Annotated in this window: 24 protein-coding genes and 2 tRNA genes; 7 read left to right on the top strand and 19 right to left on the bottom strand. The window is 67.3% G+C overall.

Translation table 11 applies throughout. The annotated features are described in order from the left end of the window. Nucleotides 1-264: 264 nt before the first annotated feature. Entirely contained in the window at nt 265-966 is a 702-nt protein-coding gene (locus BMZ45_RS00060; protein WP_091631184.1) for a LytR/AlgR family response regulator transcription factor, read from the bottom strand. After that, nucleotides 954-2,666, bottom strand: coding sequence for a histidine kinase (locus tag BMZ45_RS00065; protein WP_091631186.1), 1,713 nt, complete (start codon nt 2,664-2,666; stop codon nt 954-956). The genes BMZ45_RS00060 and BMZ45_RS00065 overlap by 13 nt, the downstream gene beginning before the upstream one ends. 41 nt (nt 2,667-2,707) lie before the next feature. Here BMZ45_RS00065 and BMZ45_RS00070 point away from each other — a divergent pair, with 41 nt between their 5' ends. After that, on the top strand, nt 2,708-4,342 hold the full coding sequence (locus BMZ45_RS00070; protein ID WP_254776490.1) for an alpha/beta hydrolase: 1,635 nt from the start codon (nt 2,708-2,710) through the stop codon (nt 4,340-4,342). 166 nt (nt 4,343-4,508) lie between these two features. On the opposite strand, the gene BMZ45_RS00075 is transcribed toward BMZ45_RS00070, so the two are convergent. Further along, nucleotides 4,509-5,162: a glutathione S-transferase family protein gene (locus tag BMZ45_RS00075; RefSeq protein WP_091631190.1), complete on the bottom strand. Its 654-nt coding sequence runs from the start codon at nt 5,160-5,162 to the stop codon at nt 4,509-4,511. Nucleotides 5,163-5,467: 305 nt separating this feature from the next. Here BMZ45_RS00075 and BMZ45_RS00080 point away from each other — a divergent pair, with 305 nt between their 5' ends. Beyond that, nucleotides 5,468-5,914 carry a VOC family protein gene (locus BMZ45_RS00080; RefSeq protein WP_091631191.1) on the top strand — a complete coding sequence of 149 codons (447 nt, stop codon included), beginning with the start codon at nt 5,468-5,470 and terminating at the stop codon, nt 5,912-5,914. A 91-nt stretch (nt 5,915-6,005) separates the two neighbouring features. Here the strand turns inward: BMZ45_RS00080 and BMZ45_RS00085 are convergent, their stop codons facing one another. From BMZ45_RS00085 to BMZ45_RS00095, 3 genes are read right to left on the bottom strand one after another with little or no spacing between them, the layout of a single operon-like run. Beyond that, nucleotides 6,006-6,359, bottom strand: coding sequence for a hypothetical protein (locus BMZ45_RS00085; protein WP_091631193.1), 354 nt, complete (start codon nt 6,357-6,359; stop codon nt 6,006-6,008). A gap of 34 nt (nt 6,360-6,393) precedes the next feature. After that, entirely contained in the window at nt 6,394-6,678 is a 285-nt protein-coding gene (locus BMZ45_RS00090) for a hypothetical protein (protein ID WP_091631195.1), read from the bottom strand. 17 nt (nt 6,679-6,695) lie between these two features. Beyond that, the gene (locus tag BMZ45_RS00095; protein ID WP_091631197.1) at nt 6,696-6,974 is read right to left on the bottom strand and encodes a hypothetical protein; all 279 of its coding nucleotides are present in this window, start codon (nt 6,972-6,974) and stop codon (nt 6,696-6,698) included. A 342-nt stretch (nt 6,975-7,316) separates the two neighbouring features. Between BMZ45_RS00095 and BMZ45_RS00100 the strand changes: the two genes are divergently transcribed. Both BMZ45_RS00100 and BMZ45_RS00105 read left to right on the top strand, forming a co-directional pair. After that, nucleotides 7,317-7,667: a hypothetical protein gene (locus BMZ45_RS00100; RefSeq protein WP_139215337.1), complete on the top strand. Its 351-nt coding sequence runs from the start codon at nt 7,317-7,319 to the stop codon at nt 7,665-7,667. Further along, complete coding sequence (locus BMZ45_RS00105; RefSeq protein ID WP_139215338.1) at nt 7,667-7,939, top strand: hypothetical protein; 273 nt, start codon at nt 7,667-7,669, stop codon at nt 7,937-7,939. The genes BMZ45_RS00100 and BMZ45_RS00105 overlap by 1 nt, the downstream gene beginning before the upstream one ends. A gap of 404 nt (nt 7,940-8,343) precedes the next feature. Here BMZ45_RS00105 and BMZ45_RS00110 read toward each other — a convergent pair whose 3' ends face one another. After that, entirely contained in the window at nt 8,344-9,795 is a 1,452-nt protein-coding gene (locus BMZ45_RS00110; RefSeq protein ID WP_091631202.1) for a MocR-like transcription factor YczR, read from the bottom strand. Nucleotides 9,796-9,856: 61 nt separating this feature from the next. Here BMZ45_RS00110 and BMZ45_RS00115 point away from each other — a divergent pair, with 61 nt between their 5' ends. Beyond that, nucleotides 9,857-10,516 (top strand): membrane protein YczE, encoded by a 660-nt coding sequence (locus tag BMZ45_RS00115; RefSeq protein ID WP_091631204.1) that lies wholly within the window; start codon nt 9,857-9,859, stop codon nt 10,514-10,516. 106 nt (nt 10,517-10,622) lie between these two features. After that, nucleotides 10,623-11,417, top strand: a complete 795-nt coding sequence (gene bla / locus BMZ45_RS00120; RefSeq protein WP_091631206.1) for a subclass B1 metallo-beta-lactamase — start codon at nt 10,623-10,625, stop codon at nt 11,415-11,417. 186 nt (nt 11,418-11,603) lie between these two features. Here the strand turns inward: bla and BMZ45_RS00125 are convergent, their stop codons facing one another. The 11 genes from BMZ45_RS00125 to murJ form a co-directional block, all read right to left on the bottom strand. Then, nucleotides 11,604-11,831, bottom strand: a complete 228-nt coding sequence (locus BMZ45_RS00125; protein WP_091631208.1) for a hypothetical protein — start codon at nt 11,829-11,831, stop codon at nt 11,604-11,606. Nucleotides 11,832-11,840: 9 nt separating this feature from the next. Beyond that, on the bottom strand, nt 11,841-12,008 hold the full coding sequence (locus BMZ45_RS21445; protein WP_175488867.1) for a hypothetical protein: 168 nt from the start codon (nt 12,006-12,008) through the stop codon (nt 11,841-11,843). Between the two features lie 55 nt (nt 12,009-12,063). Then, nucleotides 12,064-12,546, bottom strand: coding sequence for a hypothetical protein (locus BMZ45_RS00135; RefSeq protein ID WP_091631211.1), 483 nt, complete (start codon nt 12,544-12,546; stop codon nt 12,064-12,066). 338 nt (nt 12,547-12,884) lie between these two features. Continuing rightward, nucleotides 12,885-12,960 (bottom strand) — tRNA-Thr (locus BMZ45_RS00140). Between the two features lie 53 nt (nt 12,961-13,013). Continuing rightward, entirely contained in the window at nt 13,014-14,519 is a 1,506-nt protein-coding gene (locus BMZ45_RS00145) for an FG-GAP repeat domain-containing protein (protein WP_091631212.1), read from the bottom strand. Nucleotides 14,520-14,684: 165 nt separating this feature from the next. Beyond that, nucleotides 14,685-14,760: transfer RNA gene (locus BMZ45_RS00150), tRNA-Thr, on the bottom strand. A gap of 127 nt (nt 14,761-14,887) precedes the next feature. Then, nucleotides 14,888-15,838: a 4-hydroxy-3-methylbut-2-enyl diphosphate reductase gene (ispH, locus tag BMZ45_RS00155; RefSeq protein ID WP_056175923.1), complete on the bottom strand. Its 951-nt coding sequence runs from the start codon at nt 15,836-15,838 to the stop codon at nt 14,888-14,890. A gap of 20 nt (nt 15,839-15,858) precedes the next feature. Then, entirely contained in the window at nt 15,859-16,362 is a 504-nt protein-coding gene (gene lspA, locus BMZ45_RS00160) for a signal peptidase II (protein ID WP_056175926.1), read from the bottom strand. A gap of 118 nt (nt 16,363-16,480) precedes the next feature. Beyond that, complete coding sequence (gene ileS, locus BMZ45_RS00165) at nt 16,481-19,351, bottom strand: isoleucine--tRNA ligase (RefSeq protein ID WP_217643154.1); 2,871 nt, start codon at nt 19,349-19,351, stop codon at nt 16,481-16,483. Between the two features lie 86 nt (nt 19,352-19,437). After that, nucleotides 19,438-20,475 (bottom strand): bifunctional riboflavin kinase/FAD synthetase, encoded by a 1,038-nt coding sequence (locus tag BMZ45_RS00170; protein ID WP_091631215.1) that lies wholly within the window; start codon nt 20,473-20,475, stop codon nt 19,438-19,440. A 96-nt stretch (nt 20,476-20,571) separates the two neighbouring features. After that, nucleotides 20,572-22,203, bottom strand: coding sequence for a murein biosynthesis integral membrane protein MurJ (murJ, locus tag BMZ45_RS00175; protein WP_091631217.1), 1,632 nt, complete (start codon nt 22,201-22,203; stop codon nt 20,572-20,574). 148 nt (nt 22,204-22,351) lie between these two features. Here murJ and rpsT point away from each other — a divergent pair, with 148 nt between their 5' ends. Continuing rightward, complete coding sequence (gene rpsT / locus BMZ45_RS00180; protein ID WP_056175933.1) at nt 22,352-22,621, top strand: 30S ribosomal protein S20; 270 nt, start codon at nt 22,352-22,354, stop codon at nt 22,619-22,621. 304 nt (nt 22,622-22,925) lie between these two features. Here rpsT and cgtA read toward each other — a convergent pair whose 3' ends face one another. Further along, entirely contained in the window at nt 22,926-23,993 is a 1,068-nt protein-coding gene (gene cgtA, locus BMZ45_RS00185) for an Obg family GTPase CgtA (RefSeq protein ID WP_091631218.1), read from the bottom strand. Nucleotides 23,994-24,027: the final 34 nt, after the last annotated feature.

Raw genomic sequence — 24,027 nt, forward strand, 5'->3', positions numbered from 1 at the left:
AATGCCCCGCTACGCGCTGGGGCGTCCGCGCATCGTAGCGCCCGCCACCCAGCGAGACCATCGACCGGCTTACGGTTCGGCGGCGCGCAGCGCCGGCAGGCCGTACGTGCTTCGCCGCTCGCGACATGGACGTGCGCGGTCGAGGCTGATCGACGCGCCCAGCCTTGTCGCACACCGGTTCGGGCGTCGGACTCAACTAGCGAAGCATGCAGGCTCGGCCTGTCGGTCGAAAGAGGCCAGCGTGTGTAGCGCCCTGTCGCGCCCTCATTCAAGCGCGAGCTCGCTGCGCAACGCCCCTACATAGACGCGCCCCACCGGCAGCTCCGCACCGTCGCCCAGCACCAGCCAGTAACGACTGCCCGAGCCGGCATGCAGGGTGCGGACATGGCGCAGGTTGACCAGATAGGAGCGGTGGCAGCGCACGAAATCAGGCGGCAGCACGCCGGTCAGGCCGGCCAGGGATTTGTCGTGCAATTCGCTGCGGCCGTCGCGCATGCGCAATTCGCTGTAGTCGCCGTCCGCGCGGATCCACACCACGTCGGCCAGTTCGACCAGCGCCGTGCCTTGGGCGCGCCAGATGCCAAGGTAACGGGCCCGGCCGGAGCGATAACGGCCGACATCGAGCAGGCGCTCGAGGGCCTGGCCGAGGCGTTCGCGCGAGAACGGTTTGGGGACGAAATCCAGCACGCCATGCTCGAAGGCCTGCAGCGCGCGTTCGCGATGGGCCGAGACCACAACGCAGTGGTAGCGCCCGGATACCGCACGCCGCAGCAGTTCGAAACCGTCCTCGCCCTCAAGGTTCAGATCCAGCAAGATGCCGTCGTAGACGCTGCGCTGGAGTCTGTCCCCGGCCGATTCCAGGTCCGCCACCGCATCGAAACGCGCACGCGCGCCGGCCAGCTCCGTGCTCAGGCGCAACAGACGCTGGCGCACCAGCGGTTCGTCCTCGACGATCAGGATGCGCATGTCAGCTCGATCCGACCGCACCAATCGGCGCCATCGACGCCCTGGACGAAGCGCCAGCCGTCGGGATAGGCGGTAGCCAGGCTGGCCTCGATATAGCGCGTGCCGGTGCCGCGACCGCGGTGCGGCGCCGATCCGCGAGCGCTGCGCAATTCCAGGGTCCAGCGATCGTTGTCGCGACGTACGCGCAATCGGAACGGATGCTGCGCGCAGGCCCCGGTGCCGGCGTGGGTCAGCGCATTCTCGATCTGGGCATGGAGGATGCCCGGCGGCAACGACAAGCGGGTGTCGTCGGCCTCGACCTGGAGCGACAGCGGGTGATCGGAGGCCAGGCCGACGATGTCCAGGTGGCTGCGACACAAAGCCAATTCGTCCTCCAGCGAAACGCTTTGGCGGGTGCTGCTGTCGCGCAGGCGGTCGAACTGCTCGGCCAGCGACTCGACCAGACGGCTGGCGCGCGGCGGCGCCTGCTCGATCAACTCCTGTAGGCAGGTCAAGGTGTTCATGAGCCAGTGCGGATGGATGCCCCGCTGCAACAGCTGCAAGGAGAGCTGGGCGCGCTCTTCGCGCAGCTTCGCGTTGTGGCGATCCAAGGCACGCAGGTGCGCGGCGTGGCGCAAGAGCAGGAAGCCCATCAGTATCGCCAGCAACAGGAAATACGGACCGTCGAGGAAAGCGCTGTGCGCGACCGCCATCGCCAAAGCCCCGGCAAGCACCAGCGCCAGGATCGGCCCACGTTCCTCCTGCGCGCCCTGGACGCGCAGCAGCAAGCCCGCCGAGGCGAGCAGGCTCAACAGCAGTACCGCAGCGGAGCGCGCATCGAAGCCGGGCATGAACGCCGCGACCGCCACCAGCGTCGCCGGATAGGCGATGCGCACGCCCATGGGCACGGACAGGCCGAAGTGGCGCGCCAGGTAGGCCGGCAGCAACATCGCCGCTGCCATGTGCAAACCCAGCAGAACGAACAGGCGCGGGCCGTGCCACGGATAGGCATAGCCCACCAGCGCGCGCCAGCCCTCGACCATAGGCAAGGCCAGTCCGACGGCGCAGAGCGCGAGCAGCAGCCGAGCGCCGGGCCTGCGCCGACGGCCGCGCTGGACCGCCAGGAAATACAGATACGCCGCCGCGAGCGCACCGGTGGCGAAGGCGGCAATCAGCCACGGCAGCATGGCCTGGCCGTAGAGCAGCTCAGCGGGAGCCACCACGGCAAAGGCATCGGCACTGAGCAGCCGCAGGCCTTGATGCTGACTGGAAGCGAGCACGACCAGCTCGTCCGTGCCGGCGCCGGCCGATGGCGGCAGCACGCGCACGATGTCGAGCCGGCCCGGCCGCTCCTCCGCGACGGTGCGGCCGACGATGCCGTTGCCGGCCAACGGCCGCCCGTTCCAGTAGAGCCGGCTGGCGCCGCGCAGCGAAAAGCGCAACGCGCGGTCGGCACCGCCCTGCACCGCGGGTGCGGTCGATCGCCAGCGCAGCCAATAGGGGTCGCGCCAACCCGCGAGGACGCGTTGATCGAGCGGACGCCAATCCGCGTCGGCCGGCGGGCGCTGCGGTAGTTCGCCGTCCGCCGACATCGTCGCGGGCGCCATTTCTCCGGCCAGGATCTGCACCGTCTTCATGTCGGGCTTCGCAACGACCAGCCACGCGGCGACGGCGGCGAGCCACACGACGAGTACGGCCAAGGTGGTGCGCGAGATCTGCATGCCTCCATCTTATCGGCGGCACGGAGACACTGGACAGCCGTTTGGAGCTGTTCGGCGGACCGGCGCGGCCTGGCCGCGGCGTCGAAGCGGATGCTGATCCCGTGGCGAAGGCCGTTCCTGCTCTTCCAGAGACGGGAGCCCTCGTCCACGTCCAGATCCTCTCCCAATCGGAGCTCGCCATGTTCGGAAAATCGCTATTCGTTGTCGGCAATCGCGGTACGCCCCCGCATCGGGCCGGACGCCTGGCGGCGATGTGTATCGCACTGGCCTGCGCAGCACCGGCACTGGCCCGCGATGCGCAGGCGCCGCTGGTGTTCAAGCCCTATGCGATGGAGACCAAGGGCAATGGCACGATCGCGACCGAGGAAGCCTTCCTGGAGGTGCCGCGTAGACACAGCCAACCCGACGGGCCGCGCATCCGTCTGCGCGTGGTGCGCCTGCCCGCAACCGGCGGAGACGGTCGCAGCGCGCCCGTGGTCTACCTGGCCGGTGGCCCGGGCGGCTCCGGTTTCGGGACGGCGCTCGGGCCGCGCTGGCCGGTGTTCGACCGCATCCGGCGCGAGACCGATGTGCTGCTGCTCGACCAGCGCGGCACGGACTTTTCGGACATGCCGCCGGAATGCTCGCACGCGCATCGCTTCGACGACGACAAACCGCTGCAGCGCGAGGCCGCGCTGGTGGCGCTGCGCGCAACCGCGGTCAGCTGCATCGCCGAATGGCGAAAGGGCGGCGTCGACCTGGCCGCCTATACCACGGCCGAAAGCGCCGACGACATCGAGTCCCTGAGGCGTGCGATGGGCCTGAAGCGCGTCAGCCTATGGGGAATGAGCTATGGCACGCATCTGGCGTTGGCCACCGTGCGCCGGCATGGCACGAGCGTCGAGCGTGTGGTGCTGATGGGCTCCGAGGGCCCTGACGATACGATCAAGCTGCCATTGGCCGCGGATGCCTTGTTGGCGGATCTGGCCGTGATCGCCAAGAAGGACGGCTTCGACGATCTGCAAGGATCGGCCCGACGCGTGCTGGAAACGCTGCGCCGTCAACCGGCCCGGGGCAGCAGCCCCAAGCACGGCGGCCGAAAGGTCACCATCGGCGAGTACGACGCGAAGCTGGCGATCGCCATTGCGCTGGGCCGGCGCTCCACCCAGCGAATGCTGCCGCTGATGCTGCGCGAAGCCGAAGCAGGCGACTATGACCTGCTGGCGAGCTTCGTCCTGATGGTGCGCGAGGAGCTGGGCGGATTTCGCGCCATGCCGTTGGCGATGGATGTGGCATCCGGTCAGAGTCCCCAGCGCCGCGCCCTGGCCGAGGCGCAGGCGCGCGAAAGCATGCTCGGCGACGCCTTGAACTTCCCGTTCCCGGACCTCGCCGACGGCCTCGGACTCGTCGATCTGGGGGAGGCATTCCGCGCACCGCTGCGCAGCGACGTACCTGTGCTTTTCGTCAGCGGCACGCTGGACGGGCGCACACCGCACGCCAACGCGCAGGCGCTGCTGCCTGGTTTCAGCCAGGGCAAGGAACTGCTGGTTCGCGGCGCCAGCCATGACAACGAGCTGTGGCTGGGCAACGCGGGCATTGCCGAGAGCATCGCCAACTTCCTCGCCGGGCGATCGGTCGCCGCTGAAGCGCTGGACGTACCGTTGCCGGTGTTCGTCACCAGCAAGTCCGAGCTGTAAGCGTTCGAAGCGCCGCCGAGGCAGCCTGGCGGCGTTGAACGCACTCCAAAGCGAAGACGACGCGAATGCTGCTCAAGCGCTGTCCAGTCGGAATTCGCAATGGCTGCAGGAAGTCTCTGGCCCAGAGCGGACGTTTGCCCTCGGCCGCGCGTCCCGAACGGCGCCGTCAAGCGGCCGGCGGCGGGGCGGCATTCACCGCCCACTGCGCGGCGAACGCGCGCTGATAGGCGGGCCGCGCTTCGCCGCGGGCGACATAGGCGGCCAGGCCCGGGAACTCGTCGAGCAAGCCCGACGGCCTCAGCCGCAGCAGCACCGACACCATCATCAAGTCGCCCGCGCTGAACGCGCCGTCGAGCCATTCGGCATCGCCCAGCCGCGCCGCCAGTTGCACCAGCCGGGCGCGGATACGGTCCATCACCAGCGGCAGCCGTTCCTGCGCCCAGGGCTTGTCGCCTTCCTGGAACTTGACGACGACGATGTCGAGGATCGGCGGTTCGACGGTATTGAGCGCGGCGAACATCCAGGCGATCGCGCGCGCCCGCGCATGGGCATCATCCGGCAGCAGGCCGGGCCGGCTTTGGGCGAGATGCAGGACGATCGCACCGGTTTCGAACAAGACCAGGTCGTCCTCCTCCAAGGTGGGAATCTGGCCGAAGGGATGCAGGCGTAGGTGCGCGGGCTCCTTCATGTCACGGAACGACACCAGGCGAACGTCGTAAGGCTGCCCCACTTCCTCCAGCGCCCAGCGCACGCGCGTGTCGCGCGCCAAGCCCTTGCCCCCGTCGGGCGATCGTTCGAAGGCGGTAATGGTGATGGTCATCGGCGTGCTCCAGGTGGCAAGGGGGCGATTTGGCTGCTTACACCATGGCGACGAACAGGCGGACCCGAATTCGACATGAGCCCGGGAAGGATTTCGCACACATCGGCCCTCAGCTTCGACCTGGACCGCTCTCGCCCCGCGATAGTACGGCGAGGACGCCCGGGCGCCGGTGAGCGGCGACTCGGCCGTTGACCTTGAGTCTGAGCCGCTGGACTATCGATCCGTGCCCCGCCCCCATCGGCAATCGACGCCGGCGTCGCCCACCGTTCTTTCCGGCGCGATTCAACCCAGCTCCAGGAGACCTCATGACCATCAAGCGCATGGACAACGTCGGCATCGTGGTGGAAGACCTCGACGCCGCCATCGAGTTCTATACCGAACTGGGCCTGGAGCTCGAAGGGCGTGCCCCCATCGAAGGGGCTTGGGCGGACGGCGTCACCGGCCTGCGCGACATGCGCGTCGAGATGGCCATGATGCGCACGCCGGACGGCCATAGCCGGCTCGAACTCTCCCGATTCCTCGCGCCGCCCGTGGTCGCCGATCACCGCAACGCTCCGGTGAACGCCCTCGGCTATCTGCGCGTGATGTTCACCGTGGAGGATGTCGACGACACCCTCGCCCGGCTGCGCAAGCGCGGCGCGACGTTGGTCGGCGAAGTGGTCCGGTACCAGGACGTGTATCGGCTGTGCTACATCCGGGGGCCCGATGGCCTGCTTATCGGGCTTGCGCAAGAGCTAGGGCGGAAGGCCTGAGCCTCTCCCAGTATCCAGTGGGCTGACGGCTCTGGGCGGCCATATGTCCACAATAGCCACCTAAGAAATTAGGTGTCCCGGTCTTCCGCCCTCACCCTTCGATGCGATACGAGTAAAACCCCAACCCGATCGGCGTGTATGCCGGGTCCGAACCGGCGGGCGGCACCCACTGCGCATCGCGCGGCACGTATATGCCCTGCTCCGTTACGAAGAACGACGAGGTGGCGATGTACAGCCCATCGGCGGTGTTGTAGACGCGCTTGGGGTTCAGGCGCTGGAGGGCGTCCGGCCATTGCGCGGCAGGGATGTCCCGGCCCACGGGTGCGGCCTGCCGCAGCTCGGGGACTTCGATGATCAAGTCTTCCAGTTCGGCTGGGCTGGGCGTGCGCTGGCAGGCCGCCAAGCTGATGGCCAGCAGGAGGGCTAAGGCGAGGCGTTGGATCATGGGAGTCACCGGATGGGTGCATCGGCGGGCGGGCTTACCACCATTTGGCGATGCCGACGAACAGGTCGCTCGCCCAGCCGAACACGGTGGGCGCGAAGCGCGGGAAGACGAAGCTCAACAACGCGAAGGCGACGACGGCCACGCCGATGTGAGCGATGGACACGGACATCCCCGTGAATGGCGCGACCTGGCTGTTGAACAGCAGCCAGTACAACGCCGCCAGCGGCACCGAGAAGAACAGCGAGCCGAATGCGGCGGCCAGGCGACCGCCCAGGGTGAGGTCAGGATCGGCCAGGGGACGTTGGCGTCGCGATTTCATCGACGGCTAGGCGGGGCTCAAGGGGAGCCGTCGTGGTCGTGGCGGTATTGGTCGCTGATGCGGGGGCCAGCCAAGGCTTGGGCATGGCGCTTCTTTTCGCGGGCGACGCTGTAGCAGGTGCCGGCGATGGCGACGATGAGAACGATGGGCCAGATGAGGATGCCGATGAGTTGGCCGGCGCGGCGGGACGAGTCGAAGTCCGTGCCCATCATGCCGCCGAGGATGCCGCCGGCGAGTAAGCCCACGACGGTCGCGGCGAAGAACCATTTTACGAACGAGAGGATTGCGTGCCCCATTGATGCCCCCTGTCGGCGTTGGATGCGGTTGAAGTCTGGGATCGGTGGCGGAAAGGTGTCAATGCGATGGATTTGGCACAGGAGATGCGCGAAAGACAGTGGACACCGAGCGGGGAATAGACGTCGGAGTCGGCTTTCGGAAAGTAAACCCCACTCCGCCCCCCTGTTTCGGCGATGCAGCACCGGCGCGTGGGCGGATTAACATTACTCCGCCGCTCGGACCGGCGGACTCATTGCGAAGCTCCTACCCCACTGGTTAGCATCCTTGCGCGGTGCCGATGGGGAAAGCCACAGCACACCCGGCATCGTAGGGCTTTCAAAACTACGCATACAGGGGGATGTATGAATCGAATTTTGATCGTAACGGCCTTGGGATTGGCCGTGTTTTCCGGGCAGGCTGCGGCGGGTGAGCCGGTGTACGGCGTCGACAAGGACCTCGGCGTCGCTCTGGAAAAGAGCGTCGCCGCCGTCGAGAAAGCTGCCATCGCACACGGCACCTGCGTATCCGCCTACCCGTCGCTCGACACCTGCGAGGAGTCGGCGAAGTTCGCGGGCTATTTTCAGTGCAAGGCCATCCGCGCCAACCACAAGGGCAGCTGCGCCAACAAGCCTTCGGACCTGGACAATCTGATCAAAGCAGCGAACGGCCTGAGCGGCCCGGCCGCCAAAGCCTTCTTGACGGGAGGCCAGTGATGAAAGCCAGAAAGCCGAGGGCGATCGCACCGCTCATCTTGGGAACACTGCTAGCGCTGTCATTGCCAGCCTATGCCGGCGTCGTCGTGACCGGCGACGGCGCTACGCTGGAAGAAGCGATGGCCGCCGCCACCCGCAATGTCGAGGCCGCCGCCAAAGCGGCGAAGCGCTGCGTGAGTACGTACCCGAAGCTCGATACCTGCGTGCAGTTGGAGAACGGGATGTTCCGCTGTCGCGGGGTTCGCGCCAAGCACAAGGGCAGTTGCAACTAGGCGCCATACGCGTCAGCTCTGCTCCAGGCCTATCGTTGGATTTGCAGCGGCTCGGTCACAGCCTTGACCGAGCCGCTTTTGTTTCGCCCCAATGCCAACCCGCCGCGGGCCGGGTACGCCGACGCGAAGCGTTCCATGAGGCGGTAGGCATCGCGCAAGGACACGAGGCGATCGAAGGCTGGATGTGTGAGTGACGGTAACAGCGGGCCAAGTATTGCATCAGATGGCCTTAGGGAACTCGGGGTCGCTAACCGGATACGAATCAAGACTGGCTGTTTGCGGCCCGAACTCTTTGCCGTGATCCATCCAAGCATAGGTAGAGGTAGACGGGAAGTACGTTATGTAGTTGTAGTACCCGTACCATTTTTTCCCATAACCGAATCATTGGGAACGCGAAACTTGTTCTAAAGAATGACCGCCCGCGAGCCATCCCGGCGACCCGAAGCTCCGGCTGGCGCCCTCGAGCAAAAATCCGCGATGCGCCGAACGGCCTCTATCAACTCCTCTTCCGGTCGTACGTATGGGATGCGCAGCCACTGGTCGTTGCCACCTTCGACGCTGAACATCGGACCGGGTGGGACGTGGACGCCAACGGTCTCCAGGTTGACCGCCAGCTGCGTGGCGCTGCCCCGCGGCAACTGCAGCCATAAGGTCATTCCGCCGTCGGGCAGTCGGAAACGCCACTCCGGCAGTCGTTCGCCGATAGCTTGGGCCAGGGCATTGCGACGCTGGCGGAGTTGTGCGCGACGCATCGCGATGACCTCGCTGTCGTCCAGCAATTCGATCACCACCAGCTGGTCGAAAAGCGCCGTGCCCAGGTCGAACTGCAATCGGGCCTTGATTAGCCGATCGATCAGGTCGTGCGGAGCGCGGATCCATCCGACGCGCAATCCGCTCCACAACAGCTTCGAAACGCTGCCGATCGTGATGGCGCCTGGTGCATGCGCGGCGAATGGCAGGGGCATGTCGGCGTCCGTTAGCGCGATGGCCTGCAGCGATTCGTCGACGACCGCGGTGGTACGCGTGGCTTGCAGCGCGGCGGCGTAGCGCGCGCGCTGGTCATCGCGCATCAGGAATCCGGTGGGATTCTGGAAGTCGGGGATCAGATAGGCCAGGTGCGGCCGCGTCTGTCGCAGCGTGGCCTCGATCCCATCCAAATCCCAGCCCTCCTCTCCCAGCGCATCGCCCATCGGGGACGCGACCAGGCGCGCGCCGCCCAGGCGCAGCGCTTCGATCACGTTGGGATATACCGGCGACTCGATCATCGCCCGGTCGCCCGGCCGCGACAGTGCGCGCGCGACGACGGCCGTGCCCGCCAGCGCGCCGGAGGTGACCATGATCTGCTCGGGGTCGGTCGGCAAGCCTCGCCGTGCGTATATCTGCGCGATCAGGGCGCGCAGAGTCGGCAGACCGGTGGGGCGGTGGCCGTCGCTTCCCAGGTAGCGCGGCAGCCGTTCCAGAGCGCGTTCGTAAGCCGAGGCGATGCCGGGAATGGCGACAGTTGCGGCGCAGTTGAGGTCGATGGCGTCTTCGGACGCATGCACGCCGGCGAGCGAGCGCAGCGAGTGTTCATGCGCGCGCCGACGATCGTCAGGAACGGCGGCGAACGTGCCCGCGCCCTGGCGCGCGGTCGCGAAACCCGCAGCAACCAGGTCCGTATAGACGCGGGTCACCGTATTGCGCGAGACGGCGAGCGCCTGGGATATCGCCCGCTCGCTGGGCAAACGCGTGCCGAGGGGAATGCGGCCGGTACCGATCAGCTCCTGCAGGGCCTGGCGGAGCCCCCGGTAGGCCGGTTTGCGCGGGAACTGGCCGATCAAAGTGGCCAGATGCTCCGAGGTCATGGAACGGTTCATGAGGCCATTATGACGAAAGTGGATCTACGTGATAGCGCCACTCTCTCAGATACTGGCGCCCATGAATCCCAACACCTCCCCCCTACTGGCCAATCTCGGTCCTCTCGCCCAGCTCCGTGCCGGGCGCCTGCCCGAACGGCTGCTGCGCCTACTGACTGGACTGTGGCTGTACGGCGTGTCCAACGCGCTGTTGATGGAAAGTGCGCTCGGTGGCTCGCCGTGGGTCGTGTTCCACCAGGGCGCTGCGCTGCACCTGCCGTTGTCGCTCGGCCTAGTCATGGTCCTGGTGGCCGTGGCGGTACTGTTGCTGTGGATTCCGCTGCGGCAGATGCCCGGGCTGGGTACCGTCGCCAATACGCTGCTGCTGGGGCCGTTCACCGACTTCAATCTCCGGATGCTGGATGCACCCGAGTCATTGCCGTTACGTTGCGCCTACCTAGTCGGTGGAGTGGTGGTCTGCGCACTGGCCACTGCGCTCTACGTCGGGGCGCAACTCGGTCCAGGGCCGCGCGACGGTCTGATGACCGGATTCTCGCGCCGTACGGGTTGGTCGATCCAGCGCGTGCGCACCGGCATCGAGATCGTGGTGCTGGCGATGGGCGTGGTGCTGGGCGGCACAGCCGGTGTGGGCACTATCGTGTTCGCGCTATGCGTGGGGCCGATCACGCAGTTTTTCATGCGTTATCTGATGCTGCGCCTGGACGAGCCGGCCGATGGATGAAGTAGCAGCTGGCGTGCCCGAGAGTGCATTCAAGCCGAGGCCGCCTCGCCGCTCGGCTCCATTCGGCTGTTAGGACGCTCTCTACAACAGACCCTCAGGAACCAGCATGTCTGTCCTCAAAGCAGCCGCTTTTTCCTTACTCGTTGGTGTTGCGGCGACACCGGTATCCAGTGCGGCTGCGCAGGCCACGAAGGCGGCGGCAGATACCGCGGCCATCGGGATTCCCGCCGATGTAGAGATCCGCGAGCTGCGGTCCGGCGTGTGGATTCACACCTCGTATTACACCTATCCCGGCGGCGTGCGCTATCCCGCCAATGGCCTCATCGTCCGTGAAGGCGACGGTCTTCTTCTTATAGATACGGCATGGGGAGAACGCCTCACGCTTACCTTACTCGATCAGATCGAGGCCTCAATCAAGCTTCCTGTCCGTCGTGCCATCGTGTCCCATGCTCACGGAGACCGTATTGCGGGCACTGACGCACTCGAGGCGCGGGGCATTCCGGTTTATGCCCTGCCGCTGACTCAACGGCGCGCAGTTGGGGAAGGGATGCCGGTCCCAGACCAGGCGTTGGCGGGGCTGGACACGCCAGCAGCAAGCGTTCAATTCGGCTCAGTCGAGCTTTTCTACCCTGGGCCGGGCCACGCGCCGGACAATCTCATGGTGTGGGTTCCATCCCAGCGTGTGCTGTTTGGCGGGTGTGCTGTGCGCGCTGCCGCCGCCGATTCGCTCGGAGGTATCGCTGATGCGAACATGACGGCGTGGCCAGAGGCCATCCGCCTGGCGCGCGCTCGTTACACAAGAGCGAAGGTCGTCATTCCGGGACACGGAGAGGTAGGTGGGCCAGAATTGCTTGATCACACGCTCGCGCTGCTGAAGGAAGCGCGCAAGCCTGGAAAATAAGTGCGACCAGTCGAGCGCGATAACGATTCATTCAAGCCGGCCGAAGATCGGGATACCCACTCCGATCCTGTTTCATCGCCTACTGGAGAGCCGGCCTCCGTCGTGACGTTCCGAAGCTCCCATCGGTCAACTGCCATCAAGGCACCTGCTATCTAACGACCCATGACGGTGCTGGGCAAGTTCGGTCTACTCCTTGCTTGTCATCGACTCCGCGGCCGCCAAGAAATCTTCGACCGCCGCAGGATCGGCGGTCTGCCCACTCGCAGTCTCGCCGGCATAGGCGTGCAGGAAGTCCGAGACGGTGGTATCGCCGCGGGCCAGGTACGCCGATGCGAAGCGTTCCATGATGCGGTAGGCATCGCGCAAGGACACGAGGCGATCGAAGGTGGGATCTGTCAGTGCCGGCGGGGTCATAGGGTGAGCCTAAGAAGCTTTTGAAAGCGACGGTTTCTTGAACGCATCATCCACATCCGATGAGACCGGCTCGCACGTATGTTTCGCCGCGTCGCCTAGGGCGCTCATGGCGTACTGCACCGCAGCGGCGGCCTGATCGGCTGGGATCGACGTGACGAACGAGAGGCGGATGCTCATCACTTCCCCCTGACCTTTCATGCATTGACAGGCATCTCGCCCGCGCCAGCGACGATCAACCTCTGCTGCAGGACACCTGCACTTCGCCCTGTGGGTCCATCGAATCCAACGGGATCGTGACCATGCTCTGGCCGTCGAACTGGAGGATGCGCTTGGTCTCCGCGTTCTTGCGGGCTCTCATGGCATCCAACGTGGCCTGCCCGTGGGCGACCGTGAACGCGGGATGGTCGGAGGAAAGGAACTTCGACGAGTTGAACCGGACCTCGATCAAGTCGCCCCGCAGCGACCAGGTGCCGGTGTTGCGGGTTTCGGTGCGGATTTGCAGGCCTTCGCGGGTGTAGGTGACGAAACTGTGTTCGGTGAAGTAGCCGTTGTCGGAGTAGACGCGACGGTCGATGGTCGAAGTCGATAGGTCGGGGCCGGGTGTTTCGTAGGGGCCGCAGGTCCAGGCGCCGACGATGTCGGGGGCCTGGGGAGTGGCGAACGCTGCGAGAGGGAGCGTCAGCCCCAGCGTGAACGACAGGAATCGAAAACGCATGGGGGCTCCTGGATGGATTGGGTTGTGCGTTTCGGGAGTGTAGCGACAGGTTGGTGCGATTGGCGGCGGCGCGGGGTTGTGAAGGTTCCGAGGCAGACCGGAGGCACGGCTTTGGCTTGGCAGCAGGTGGGGCAAGAGCAAATCCTCCCCAGCCCTCCTTTTTCAAAGGAGGGGGCTTGAAGCGCGAAGCGGGCGATCGGTGTTTTTGCGGCGGCTGGGGTTCGTGGTCGCGGCTTGCGCCGCTCCTACCCTGGGACCGGGAGCATTCGTTGGTGAATGCGGCCGGTGCGGCGGCAAGCCAGAAACGACAAAGCCCCGCGACGCGGGGCTTTGAGGTATGGGGCCGGAAATAGGAATCGAATCTACGACCTACGCATTACGAATGCGCCGCTCCACCAACTGAGCTATTTCGGCGCTAGTAGAAGGCGTCCGCAACTTGCACGGTCATGGCCCGGCAAGCGGAGGCATCAGCGCTGCACGCCTTGCCGGGTCGCGATGCGGAGCGGCGTCGGCGGCTTCGCCTTACCCACTTGGCCCCTCACGGACGCAGGCGCCTGCAAAGACGCAGCACCGGCCGATGCGCCGGTGCCAGACGCCAGCAGCTCGGCCGGCAAGCGCCCGCCGGTCGTCATCGGCGGCGCGCACCGGGCCCGGTACAGGATCAGTTGGGTGCCGCTGGTGGCGGCCAAGTCGGTGCAGCCGTCGCCGGTGAAGTCGCCGGCGGCCAGGCCGCGCGGGCTGATGCTGTCCATCATGCGCGGCAACGGGAACTGGATCTCGGTGTCGAAGCCGCCTTCGGGCAATTGCCGCGAATAACCGATCCAGGCATTCATGTTGGTCGGGCAGCGTACGGTGACCAGGTCCTGACGGCCGTCGCGGTCGAGGTCGGCGCCGATCATGCCCGAACCCACTTCATACACGCCCCAGCGCAGCGGCTCCAGCAACTGACCGTGGGACTGGCGATACAGCTGATGCCTGGCCAGCGGAATGTAGCGCTCCGTCTGGCGCGCGGCCAGCATCAGGTCCTGGTCGCCGTCGGCATCGAAATCCGCGACCGCCAGCGCAGTGAAGTACGCCGAAGGGTACGGCCCGAAGCTGTACAACCAACGTTCAAACGTACCGCTGACGGTCTGTACGAAGACCACGCCCTGGTTGTGCCCGTCGTAGAAGGCCAGGTCGGTGCGGCCGTCGCCGTTGAGGTCGCCGGGCGCCATGTGCGCGTTGAGATTGGTCAGGCCCACCGGCGAGGTGGAGAAGGTATAGCTATGGGTCAGGTTGCCCTGGCCGTCGCCCAGAAACATGCGCACGCGGAAGCCATCGAAGGCGGCGATGTCGGCGTGACCGTCGCTGTTCACGTCCAGTGCGGACACGGTGAAGATTTCGCTGGACAGCCCAGGCACGGCGCGGCCGCTGAGCTGACCGGTGGCGGCGCCTTCGTAGATGTAGATGCCGCCGCCGTAGGCCAGCACGATGTCGCGCAAGCCGTCCTGGTTCAGATCGACCAGGGCGATGCCCTTGCTGGGCAGGTGCATGATGAAACCGGGGAACCCGGCCTGCAGCGGCGCGGCCAGGCTGCCATCGGTTTGCTGCACGAACACCGACACCTTGAAGTCGCCTGCGGTGGAAGCGCCCGAACCCGCGGCGTTCTGATGGGTGGACACGACGATGTCGTTGCGGCCGTCGCCGGTGACGTCGCCGATGGCCACGGCGTCCACGGGGCTGCCCAGTTGCAACGGCGTCATCGGGCTCAGCAGCGCTGGGGCATCGGACGCCGCCAAGGCCGGTTGGCGCTCGGCCAAAGGCGGACGCGACGCGCGCGCCTGGGGCGCGGCGCTCGGTGCGGCCGGCGTTTGCAGCGGCCGGTCGCGGCGCGGCGCGGGCCGCTGCGTATCGGATGGCGGCGCCACCCACTGCCAGCCCGCCACGGCGCCCAGTCCGCATGCCAGGACCGTCGCGATCAAGCGCATTCCCATGGTTGTTTCCCCTGCTCCTGTTCCCCCGCGCGATTCTAGGGCCGACGCGGGGCAAACGGTCCGTCGCGCAAGCCCGAATGGGCACCGTTCTGCCGCATGCCGGCTCGCCTGCGCTTTGCGCCGCGCAAAAAACAAAAGGCCCGCGCGAGCGGGCCTTTGAAATATTGGTGCCGGAAATAGGAATCGAACCTACGACCTACGCATTACGAATGCGCCGCTCTACCAACTGAGCTATTCCGGCGGTGTTACGGGCCCCGGCCTTGCGGCGTGGGCGTCCGCGGGCGGGCCGCGGGGGTGTGAATTGTAGGGTTGGGCACCGGGGCGGGTCAATTCAGCCGGGTCGGAAGGCGCCCTGCCCGCTCCCGGCCTCAGCCGACCAGGCGCAGGCGCAGTTCCTTGGGCAGGGCGAAGACCATGTCCTCGGGCTCGCCGTCGAGCTCGTTGACGCGCTGCGCGCCGAGTTCGCGCAGGCGCTCGATGACGCCGCGCACCAGCACTTCCGGGGCGGAGGCGCCGGCGGTGATGCCGATGCGCTTGCGGCCCTTGACCCATTCCGGGTCGATCTCGACGGCGCCGTCGATCAGGTAGGCTTCCACGCCCTCGCGCTCGGACAGCTCGCGCAGGCGGTTGGAGTTGGAGCTGTTGGGCGAACCGACCACCAGCACCAGGTCGCACTTTGCGGCCAGTTCGCGCACGGCGTCCTGGCGGTTCTGGGTGGCGTAGCAGATGTCGTCGTGGCGCGGGCCCTGGATGGCCGGGTACTTGGCGCGCATGGCTTCGATCACGCTGCGGGTGTCGTCCACCGACAGCGTGGTCTGGGTGGTGTAGGCCAGGTTCTCGGGCTGGTCGACGTCGAGCGCGGCGACGTCGTCGGCGTCCTCGACCAGGTAGATGCGGCCGGAGCCGGCTTCGCGCCGCCACTGGCCCATCGTGCCTTCGACTTCGGGATGGCCTTCGTGGCCGATCAGGATCACGTCGCGGCCGGCGCGGCAGTGGCGCGAGACTTCCAGGTGGACCTTGGTGACCAACGGGCAGGTCGCGTCGAACACTTTCAGGCCGCGGCGCTCGGCTTCCTCGCGCACGGCCTTGGACACGCCGTGGGCGCTGAAGATCACGGTGGCGCCGTCGGGCACTTCGTCGAGCTCTTCGACGAAGATCGCGCCGCGGTGCTTGAGGTCGTCGACCACGAAGCGGTTGTGCACGACTTCGTGGCGCACGTAGATCGGCGCGCCCAGGGTCTCGATCGCGCGTTTGACGATCTCGATCGCGCGGTCGACGCCGGCGCAGAAACCGCGGGGATTGGCGAGCAGGACGTCCATGGGCCGATTGTACTCCTGCCCTAGCCCTTGGGCTTGGCCGGGGGTGTCGCGAACAGGCCGACCAGGGCGATCCCGACCGCGCCAGCCACGATCGCCGAGTCGGCCAGGTTGAAGGCCGGCCAGTAGTGCTCCTGCCAATGCCACTGGATGAAGTCGACCACGTGGCCGTGCAGCAGGCGGTCGATGACGTTGCCCAGGGCGCCACCGATCACCAGCGCGTAGGGCAGCGCGGTCTTCCAGTCGCCGCGCGCGGTGCGCCGCAGCCAGGCCGCGAGCAGGCCGCTGATGGCCACCGCCAGCACCACGAAGAAGTACTTCTGCCAGCCGCCGGCGTCGCTGAGGAAGCTGAAGGCGGCGCCGGTGTTGTAGGTGCGGTACCAGTTCCAGACGCCTTCGATGACCGGGATGGCGGTGTATTCGGGCAGCGAGGACAGCACCCAGGCCTTGCTGAGCTGGTCGAGCACGATCACCACGACCGAGACGATCAGCCAGGGCAGCGCGTTCTTGCTGGGGAGTTGCGACATCGTGTTGCGCTCCTGGTTCCGGCGGGGCCGGAAGCCCGGTGAAGAGGTCCGCGAGGGACCCGGTGATTCGGCTACCGCTCCGCATCGGATCGACGCGGAGCGGATGAGGGACGAGGGTTCAGAACCAGCGACGGTCCTCGCCCGCGCCGGCGACGTTCTCGACGCAGCGGCCGCACAGTTCCGGATGCGCGGGGTCGCTGCCGACGTCGGCGCGGTAATGCCAGCAGCGCACGCACTTGCGCTTGGCGGTGGGCGCGGCGGTCACCGCGATGTCCTTGATCGCGTCGTCGGCGACGATTTCGACGTCGCCGCTGATGAACAGGAAGCGCAGCTCGTCGGCGAACGGCGCCAGCCAGTTCTGGTCGGCGACGCCGCAACGCAGCGCGATCTCGGCCTCGAGCGCGGCGCCGATCTTGCCTTCGGCGCGCATCGGTTCCAGGGTCTTGCTGACGTCGTCGCGCAGCGCCAGCAGACGGGCGAAGTCCTCGGCCGACAGCGGCGCCTCATCGGACAGCAGGGCCAGGCCGTCGTACCAGGTGGTGAACAGCACATTGCCTTCGCGCGCGCCCTGCTCGGTATTGGCCGGCAGGTGGCGCCACATCTCGTCGGCGGTGAAGGCCAGGATCGGCGCGATCCAGCGCACGAAGGCCTCGGCGATGCGGTACATCGCGCTCTGCGCCGAACGGCGGCCGCGCGAGTTCTCCTGCATCGTGTACAGGCGGTCCTTGGTGACGTCCAGGTACAGCGAGCCCAGGTCGACGCTGCAGAAGTTCGACAGCGCCTGCACGATTTCGGCGAAGTCGTAGCGCTCGTAGGCGGCGGCGATGCGGTCCTGCAGCTCGGCCGCGCGATGCACGATCCAGCGGTCCAGGGCGACCATATCGTCCAGCGCGACCAGGTCGCGCGCGGGGTCGAAGCCGCTGAGGTTGCCGAGCAGGAAGCGCGCGGTGTTGCGGATGCGGCGGTAGACGTCGCCATTTTGCTTGAGGATGCTATCGGACACCGACATTTCGGCACTAAAGTCGGTCGCCGCGACCCACAAGCGAAGTACATCAGCGCCCATTTTGTCGATGACGTGCTGCGGCACTACGACGTTACCCAGCGATTTTGATTGTTTGAGGCCTTTCTCATCGACGGTGAAGCCATGGGTCAGCACCTGCCGGTACGGTGCTACGCCGTCCATCGCCACGCCGCTGAGCAGCGCGCTGTGGAACCAGCCGCGGTGCTGGTCGGAGCCTTCCAGATACAGATCCGCGGGCTTGTGCAGGCCGTCCTGCGGGCGTTGCGCGAGCACGCATTCGTGGCTGGTGCCGGAGTCGAACCAGACGTCGAGGATGTCGTTGACCTTCTCGTAGTCCGCGGCCTCCTCGCCCAGCAACTGCTCGGCGGTCATGGCGTACCAGGCATCGACGCCCGCGCTTTCGACCGCGTCGGCGACCCGACGCATGATTTCGCCGGTGCGCGGATGCGGCAGCCCGGTTTCGCGGTGGAAGAACAGCGCGATCGGCACGCCCCAGTAGCGCTGGCGCGAGATGGTCCAGTCCGGGCGCCCTTCGATCATGTTGTAGATGCGCGCCTCGCCCCAGCCCGGCACCCAGGACACGCCCGGGATCGCGGCCAATGCGTCGCGGCGCAGGCCGGCCTGCTCCATCGAGATGAACCACTGCGGGGTGGCGCGGAACACCACCGGCGTCTTGTGGCGCCAGCAGTGCGGGTAGCTGTGCTTGATGCGGCCGGCGGCGAGCAGCGCGCCGCGCGCGCGCAGCACCTCGACGATGACCGGATCGATCTTGAAGATGTGCTGGCCGGCGAGTACGTGGCCGTCGGCCGGCGGCGTCGACGGCAGGTACAGACCGCGCGCGTCGACCGGGTTGATCTGGGCGGCGCTGTAGCGCTCGACCAGGCCGTACTTCAGGCCGACCGCGTAGTCCTCCTGGCCGTGGCCGGGCGCGGTGTGGACCGCGCCGGTGCCGGCGTCGACGGTGACGTGGTCGCCCAGCAGCACCGGGATCTCGCGCTCGTAGAACGGGTGCTGCAGGCGCAGGCCTTCGAAGGCGACGCCCGGCTGCGGGCCCCATTCGCTCGCCTGCACGCTCGCGCCCTGCTTCAGCGCGTCGCGGTTGGCCAGCGTGGTCAGGAAACCCGCGGTGAGGTCGTGCGCGACCAGCAGGTATTCCGGACGCCGGCCGTCCTCGCGGAACAGGCCTTCCGCGCCCGGCTCCAGCTTGACCAGCATGTAGTTCACTTCCGGACCCAGCGTGACCGCCAGGCTGGCCGGCAGCGTCCACGGTGTGGTGGTCCAGATCGGCACCGACAGCGGCGCGCCGTCGTCGGCGAGGCCGAAGGCGTCGAACACGCGCTTGCGGTCCAACACCGGGTAGCGCACGTAGATTTCGGTGGACTCTTTGTCCTGGTATTCGATTTCGGCCTCGGCCAGCGCCGAGCCGCAGTCGAAGCACCAGTGCACCGGCTTGGAGCCGCGCACCAGGTGGCCGCGATCGACGATCTTGGCCAGCGAACGCATGATGTCCGCCTCGTAGCGGAAATCCATGGTCCGGTAGGGATTGTCCCAATCGCCGATCACGCCCAGGCGTTTGAAATCGCGCCGCTGGATGTCGATCTGAGTGGTCGCGTACTCGCGGCACTTGGCGCGGAACGCAGCCGCGTCCAGCACGCGGCCGTCGACCGTGCTGCCGACCTTGCCATATTCCTTCTCGACCTTGTGTTCGATCGGCAAGCCGTGGCAATCCCAGCCCGGCACGTAGGGCGCGTCGAAGCCGGCCAGCAGCTTGGACTTGACCACGATGTCCTTGAGCACCTTGTTGACCGCGTGGCCGATGTGGATCTCGCCGTTGGCGTACGGCGGGCCGTCGTGCAGCACGAAGCTGCGCTCGCGGCCGCCGGTCTTCTCGCGGATTCGCTGATACAGGCCTTCGCTCTCCCAGCGCGCCAGGGTTTCCGGCTCGCGCTTGGGCAGATCGCCACGCATCGGGAAATCGGTCGCCGGCAGCAGCAGGCTGGCCTTGTAGGCGTTGCCGGGGGCGGGTTGGCTGGGGTCGTTGGTCACAGCGGGTCTCAGGCAGTTTTCTCGGCCGCGTCGGCGGCCCGAGCTGGCGACGTAGACGCACGTCGAGGGTCGTGGTGCGGAAGATCGGTGTGCGCTTGCGCAGAACGGCGCTGCGCGTCGAGCAGCAGCAGCTCGCGCGCCTGGGCGGCATCGCGGTGCATCTGCTGGGTCAGCGAGGCCAGATCGGGAAACTTCAGTTCGGCGCGCAGGTGGGCGACGAACTCGACCTCGATGCGACGACCGTACAGGTCGCCGTCGAAGTCGAACAGATGCGCTTCCAGCAGCGGCTCGACGCCGTCCACCGTGGGCCGCGTGCCCAGGCTGGACACCGACGCGCGCGGACGCTCGCCGACGCCGTGCACCCAGGTCGCGTAGATCCCCGACAGCGCCGGGGTCTTGCCGCCGAAGCGCAGGTTGGCGGTCGGGAACCCCAGGGTGCGGCCGAGCTGCTGGCCGCGCACCACGCGTCCGCCGATCGCATAGGGGCGCCCGAGCAGGCCGGCAGCGGCGGCGAAGTCGCCGGCCAGCAGCGCGGCGCGGATGCGGGTGCTGGAGACGCGTTCGCCATCGTGGTGCACGGGCTCGATCTCGTGCGCTTCGAAGCCGCATTCCTCGCCGAGCCGGCGCAACACGCCGATATCGCCGCCACGGGCCTTGCCGAAGCGGAACTCGGGACCGACCCAGACCTCGCGCGCGCCCAGACGCTCGACCAGCACCCGGCGCACGAAGCTCTCGGCGTCCAGGCCGCTGAGGCGGGCGTTGAAACGCAGCAGGCCGACCTGATCGGCGTCCAGCGCGAGCAAGCCCTCGGCCTTGGCGCGCGGCAGCAGCAAGCGCGGCGGCGGCGCCGACGGGGCGAAGAATTCGCGCGGCAGCGGCTCGAAGCTCAAGGCCACCGCCCGCACGCCCAGCGCATGCGCACGCGCGACCGTGTGGCGCACCAGCGCGCGATGCCCGAGGTGCAGGCCATCGAAGGCGCCGATGCAGACCACACTGCCGTGCGGGCAACGGGGCCCGCCCTCGACGTCACGAAACAGCCTGCTCATGGGATTGCGTGGGGGACCGGCTCGAAAGGAGCGTTCAAAAGGATGAATCAGGAAGTATAGCCGGCGCGGGCGACTCTCAAGCCGCCCGCGCCGGACTCAGTGTCCGCGCAGGTCGCGCGGGCGGATGCCCTGCAGCCACAGCATCGCGGCATAGACCGCGCCGCCCGCGCCCACCGTCACCGCGAGCTTCCAGCCGCGCTCCCACCACGGCCACGCGGTCCAGCCCTGCCACAGCCACAGCAGGGCCAGCACCACCGCGCTCATCGCCAGCGCGGCCACGCCGATCTGACGCAGGAAGCGGCCCCAGCCGGGCTGGCGCGCATACACCCGCGCGCGCCGCAGGTACCAGGCCAGCTGCAGCGCGTTGACCCAGCCGGCGATCGCGATCGCCAGGGCCAGGCAGGCATGCGCGCCGGGCACGTAACCCAGGGCTTCGCGCAGGTGCCCGCCGCTGCGGGTCAGCGCGGCCTGGCCGGCCTCGGTGAAGTACAGCGCGCTCAGCAACAGGGCCACGGTCGCGACCAGGTTCACGATCACCGACACCACCGCCGATTTCACCGGGGTTTTGGTGTCCTGACGCGAATAGAAGGCCGGCGCCAGCACCTTCACCAGCAGGAAGGCCGGCACCGCGGTGGACTGCGCCATCAGGCTCAGGCGGATCATCGCGGTGTCGGTGGCGCTGAGGCGGCCGTATTGGAACAGGGTCGCGATCAAGGCCTCGGCGCACAGCACCAGGCCCAGGCAGGCCGGGATGCCGATCAGCAGGCACAGCCGGAAACCCCAATCCAGGCCCTTGGAAAAGCCCTGCGGATCGGTCGCGGCGTGGCGCTTGGACAAATGCGGCAGGATCACCGTGCCGATCGCGACGCCGAACATGCCCAGCGGAAATTCCAGCAGGCGGTCGGTCAGATACAGCCAGGTCACGCTGCCGGCGATCAGGAACGAGGCCAGCGCGGTATTGAGCAGCAGATTGAGCTGGGCCACCGAGGAGCCGAACAGAGTCGGCACCATCAGCCGCATGATCTTGCGCACACCCGCATGCGCCCCGCCCCAGCGCGGCCGCGGCAGCAGGCCCAGCTTGGACAGCGCGGGCAACTGGAACACCAGTTGCAGGATGCCCGCCACGAACACGCCCCAGGCCAGCGCCAGCACCGGCTCCAGGCCCAGCGGCCGCATCAGCGGCACCGCGCAGACCGCGGCGGCGATCATCGACAGGTTCAGCAGCACCGGCGACAGCGCCGGAATCGCGAAGCGCTCGTAGCTGTTCAGCACCCCGCCGACCAGCGAGGCCAGGGAGATGAACAAGGCATAGGGAAAGGTGATCTGGAGCATTTCGGTGGCCAGGCGGTACTGCTCGCTGCCCGGCTCGAAGCCCGGCGCGAACAGTTGCATCACCCAGGGCGCGGCCAGCACCACCGCCGCAGTCAGCACCAGCAAGGCGGCGGTCAGGGTGCCGGTGACCCGGTCGACCAGTTCCTTGACCGCGGCGTGATCCTGCTTTTCCTTGTACTCGGCCAACACCGGCACGAAGGCCATCGAGAACGAGCCCTCGGCCGAGAGCCGGCGCAGGAAATTCGGGATCCGGAACGCGATGAAGAACGCGTCCATGGCCGGACTGGCGCCGAACTGCCAGGCGTAGACCTGGTCGCGGACCAGACCGGAGACCCGCGAAATCAGGGTCATGGCGCTGAAAACCACCGAGGACCGCAGCAAACCGGCCTTGCTCATCGCCCGCCCCCGGCCGTTCCGGTCGCCGCGGCGGCCCAGTTGACGCAAGTCACTGAATCGGCCATACTTTTGGGTCTGATTTTCCGCAATTGCATTTTTGCACCCAGTTCCATCACAGCTTTCAACCAAATTTTCCAGGAAACCACCCGTGGCAAACATCAAGTCCGCCAAGAAGCGCGCCAAGCAGACGGTCGTCCGCAATGCCCGTAACGCCAGCCAGCGTTCGATGCTGCGTACCGCCGTGAAGAAGGTGCTGAAGGCCCTCGGCGAGAACGACGCCGCCGGTGCCAAGTCCGCGTTCGACGTCGCTCAGCCGATCCTCGACCGCTTCAGCTCCCGTGGCCTGATCCACAAGAACAAGGCCGCGCGCCACAAGAGCCGCCTGTCGGCCCGCATCAAGGCGCTGTCCGCCGCCTGATTGCGACGCGACTGCGGCTTGCGCCGCAGCAGCATGCAAAAACCCGGCTTCGGCCGGGTTTTTGCTTTTCGCGGGTAGGCGATTCACGACGCACGCGGCCGCGCGTGCGGAAACATTCGCGACGGAAGCCGCGCCATATGCGTGCCGGGACATGCGGCGCATCGTCGGCGCCGCGCGTGAAGCGAGTACGAAGTGTCGTGCGCCGTCGCCTCGCGCGGCGACGGCGCGGCCGGCGATGCACGCGGCCAGGTTCGGCGCGCGACGGGCGCCGCTCAGGAACGGAATTGAACGGCGAGCCCGCGGCTCAGGGCGCATGTTCGCCGGCGGCGTTCGCGGCTTCCAGCGCCTCTTCGCGCTGACGATCGAAGAAGGCCATCACGTCCAGCATGATCGGCCAGGTGCCGTCGCGGCCGATCGCCGAGACCAGATACCAGCGGTCCTTCCAGCCCAGCTCGTCGACGATCGCCTGCGCCGCGGCCTTCTGCTCTTCTTCCAGCAGCAGGTCGGCCTTGTTGAGCACCAGCCAGCGCGGCTTGGCCAGCAGTTCCGGATCGTGCTTGGCCAGTTCGCGCTCGATCGCGCGCACCTGCTCGGCCGGGCTCACGCCCTCCACCCCGCCTTCCATCGGCGCGATATCGACCAGGTGCAGCAGCAGACGCGTGCGCTGCAGATGGCGCAGGAACTGCGCGCCCAGGCCGGCGCCGTCGGCGGCGCCCTCGATCAGGCCCGGAATGTCGGCGATCACGAAGCTGCGATGCGCTTCCACGCTGACCACGCCCAGGTTCGGATACAGCGTGGTGAACGGATAGTCGGCCACCTTGGGCGTGGCCGCCGAGACCGCGCGGATCAGGGTGCTCTTGCCCGCGTTCGGGAAGCCGAGCAGGCCGACGTCGGCCAGCAGCTTGAGTTCCAGCTTGAGCTCGCGCTGTTCGCCCGGCAGACCCGGCAGGGCCTTGCGCGGGGTGCGGTTGGTCGAGCTCTTGAAATGCATGTTGCCCAGGCCGCCCTTGCCGCCGCGCGCGACCAGCAGACGGTCGCCGCTGGTGGTCAGGTCGCCGATCACCTCGTCGGTCTCGACGTTGGTGACCACGGTGCCGACCGGGACCACGATGACCAGATCGTCGCCGCCCTTGCCGTAGGCCTGCCGGCCCATGCCGTTCTCGCCGCGCTGGGCGCGGAACTGCTTCTGATGGCGGAAATCGACCAGGGTGTTGACGTTCTCGTCGGCGACCAGCCAGACGCTGCCGCCGGCACCGCCGTCGCCGCCGTCCGGCCCGCCCAGCGGGATGAACTTCTCGCGACGGAAGCCGATGCAGCCGTTGCCGCCGTTGCCGGCGATGACTTGGATTTCTGCTTCGTCGACGAGTTTCATAGGAGCCGGGATTCGTGATTCGGGAGGGGTGATG

This window comes from Lysobacter sp. cf310 (assembly GCF_900114355.1).
Lineage (GTDB): Bacteria > Pseudomonadota > Gammaproteobacteria > Xanthomonadales > Xanthomonadaceae > Lysobacter.

Excerpts from the sequence above, each read along its gene's own strand:
- BMZ45_RS00170 (WP_091631215.1), bottom strand. The coding sequence starts at position 20,475 with ATGAGCAGGCTGTTTCGTGACGTCGAGGGCGGGCCCCGTTGCCCGCAC.
- BMZ45_RS00060 (WP_091631184.1), bottom strand. The coding sequence starts at position 966 with ATGCGCATCCTGATCGTCGAGGACGAACCGCTGGTGCGCCAGCGTCTG.
- BMZ45_RS00110 (WP_091631202.1), bottom strand. The coding sequence starts at position 9,795 with ATGAACCGTTCCATGACCTCGGAGCATCTGGCCACTTTGATCGGCCAG.
- ispH (WP_056175923.1), bottom strand. The coding sequence starts at position 15,838 with ATGGACGTCCTGCTCGCCAATCCCCGCGGTTTCTGCGCCGGCGTCGAC.
- lspA (WP_056175926.1), bottom strand. The coding sequence starts at position 16,362 with ATGTCGCAACTCCCCAGCAAGAACGCGCTGCCCTGGCTGATCGTCTCG.
- BMZ45_RS00100 (WP_139215337.1), top strand. The coding sequence starts at position 7,317 with ATGAATCGAATTTTGATCGTAACGGCCTTGGGATTGGCCGTGTTTTCC.
- BMZ45_RS00090 (WP_091631195.1), bottom strand. The coding sequence starts at position 6,678 with ATGAAATCGCGACGCCAACGTCCCCTGGCCGATCCTGACCTCACCCTG.
- ileS (WP_217643154.1), bottom strand. The coding sequence starts at position 19,351 with ATGCGTGGCGATCTGCCCAAGCGCGAGCCGGAAACCCTGGCGCGCTGG.
- BMZ45_RS00105 (WP_139215338.1), top strand. The coding sequence starts at position 7,667 with ATGAAAGCCAGAAAGCCGAGGGCGATCGCACCGCTCATCTTGGGAACA.
- BMZ45_RS00075 (WP_091631190.1), bottom strand. The coding sequence starts at position 5,162 with ATGACCATCACCATTACCGCCTTCGAACGATCGCCCGACGGGGGCAAG.
- murJ (WP_091631217.1), bottom strand. The coding sequence starts at position 22,203 with ATGAGCAAGGCCGGTTTGCTGCGGTCCTCGGTGGTTTTCAGCGCCATG.
- BMZ45_RS00080 (WP_091631191.1), top strand. The coding sequence starts at position 5,468 with ATGACCATCAAGCGCATGGACAACGTCGGCATCGTGGTGGAAGACCTC.
- BMZ45_RS00115 (WP_091631204.1), top strand. The coding sequence starts at position 9,857 with ATGAATCCCAACACCTCCCCCCTACTGGCCAATCTCGGTCCTCTCGCC.
- BMZ45_RS00065 (WP_091631186.1), bottom strand. The coding sequence starts at position 2,666 with ATGCAGATCTCGCGCACCACCTTGGCCGTACTCGTCGTGTGGCTCGCC.
- BMZ45_RS21445 (WP_175488867.1), bottom strand. The coding sequence starts at position 12,008 with ATGAGCATCCGCCTCTCGTTCGTCACGTCGATCCCAGCCGATCAGGCC.
- BMZ45_RS00095 (WP_091631197.1), bottom strand. The coding sequence starts at position 6,974 with ATGGGGCACGCAATCCTCTCGTTCGTAAAATGGTTCTTCGCCGCGACC.
- BMZ45_RS00125 (WP_091631208.1), bottom strand. The coding sequence starts at position 11,831 with ATGACCCCGCCGGCACTGACAGATCCCACCTTCGATCGCCTCGTGTCC.
- BMZ45_RS00135 (WP_091631211.1), bottom strand. The coding sequence starts at position 12,546 with ATGCGTTTTCGATTCCTGTCGTTCACGCTGGGGCTGACGCTCCCTCTC.
- BMZ45_RS00145 (WP_091631212.1), bottom strand. The coding sequence starts at position 14,519 with ATGGGAATGCGCTTGATCGCGACGGTCCTGGCATGCGGACTGGGCGCC.
- BMZ45_RS00085 (WP_091631193.1), bottom strand. The coding sequence starts at position 6,359 with ATGATCCAACGCCTCGCCTTAGCCCTCCTGCTGGCCATCAGCTTGGCG.
- bla (WP_091631206.1), top strand. The coding sequence starts at position 10,623 with ATGTCTGTCCTCAAAGCAGCCGCTTTTTCCTTACTCGTTGGTGTTGCG.
- cgtA (WP_091631218.1), bottom strand. The coding sequence starts at position 23,993 with ATGAAACTCGTCGACGAAGCAGAAATCCAAGTCATCGCCGGCAACGGC.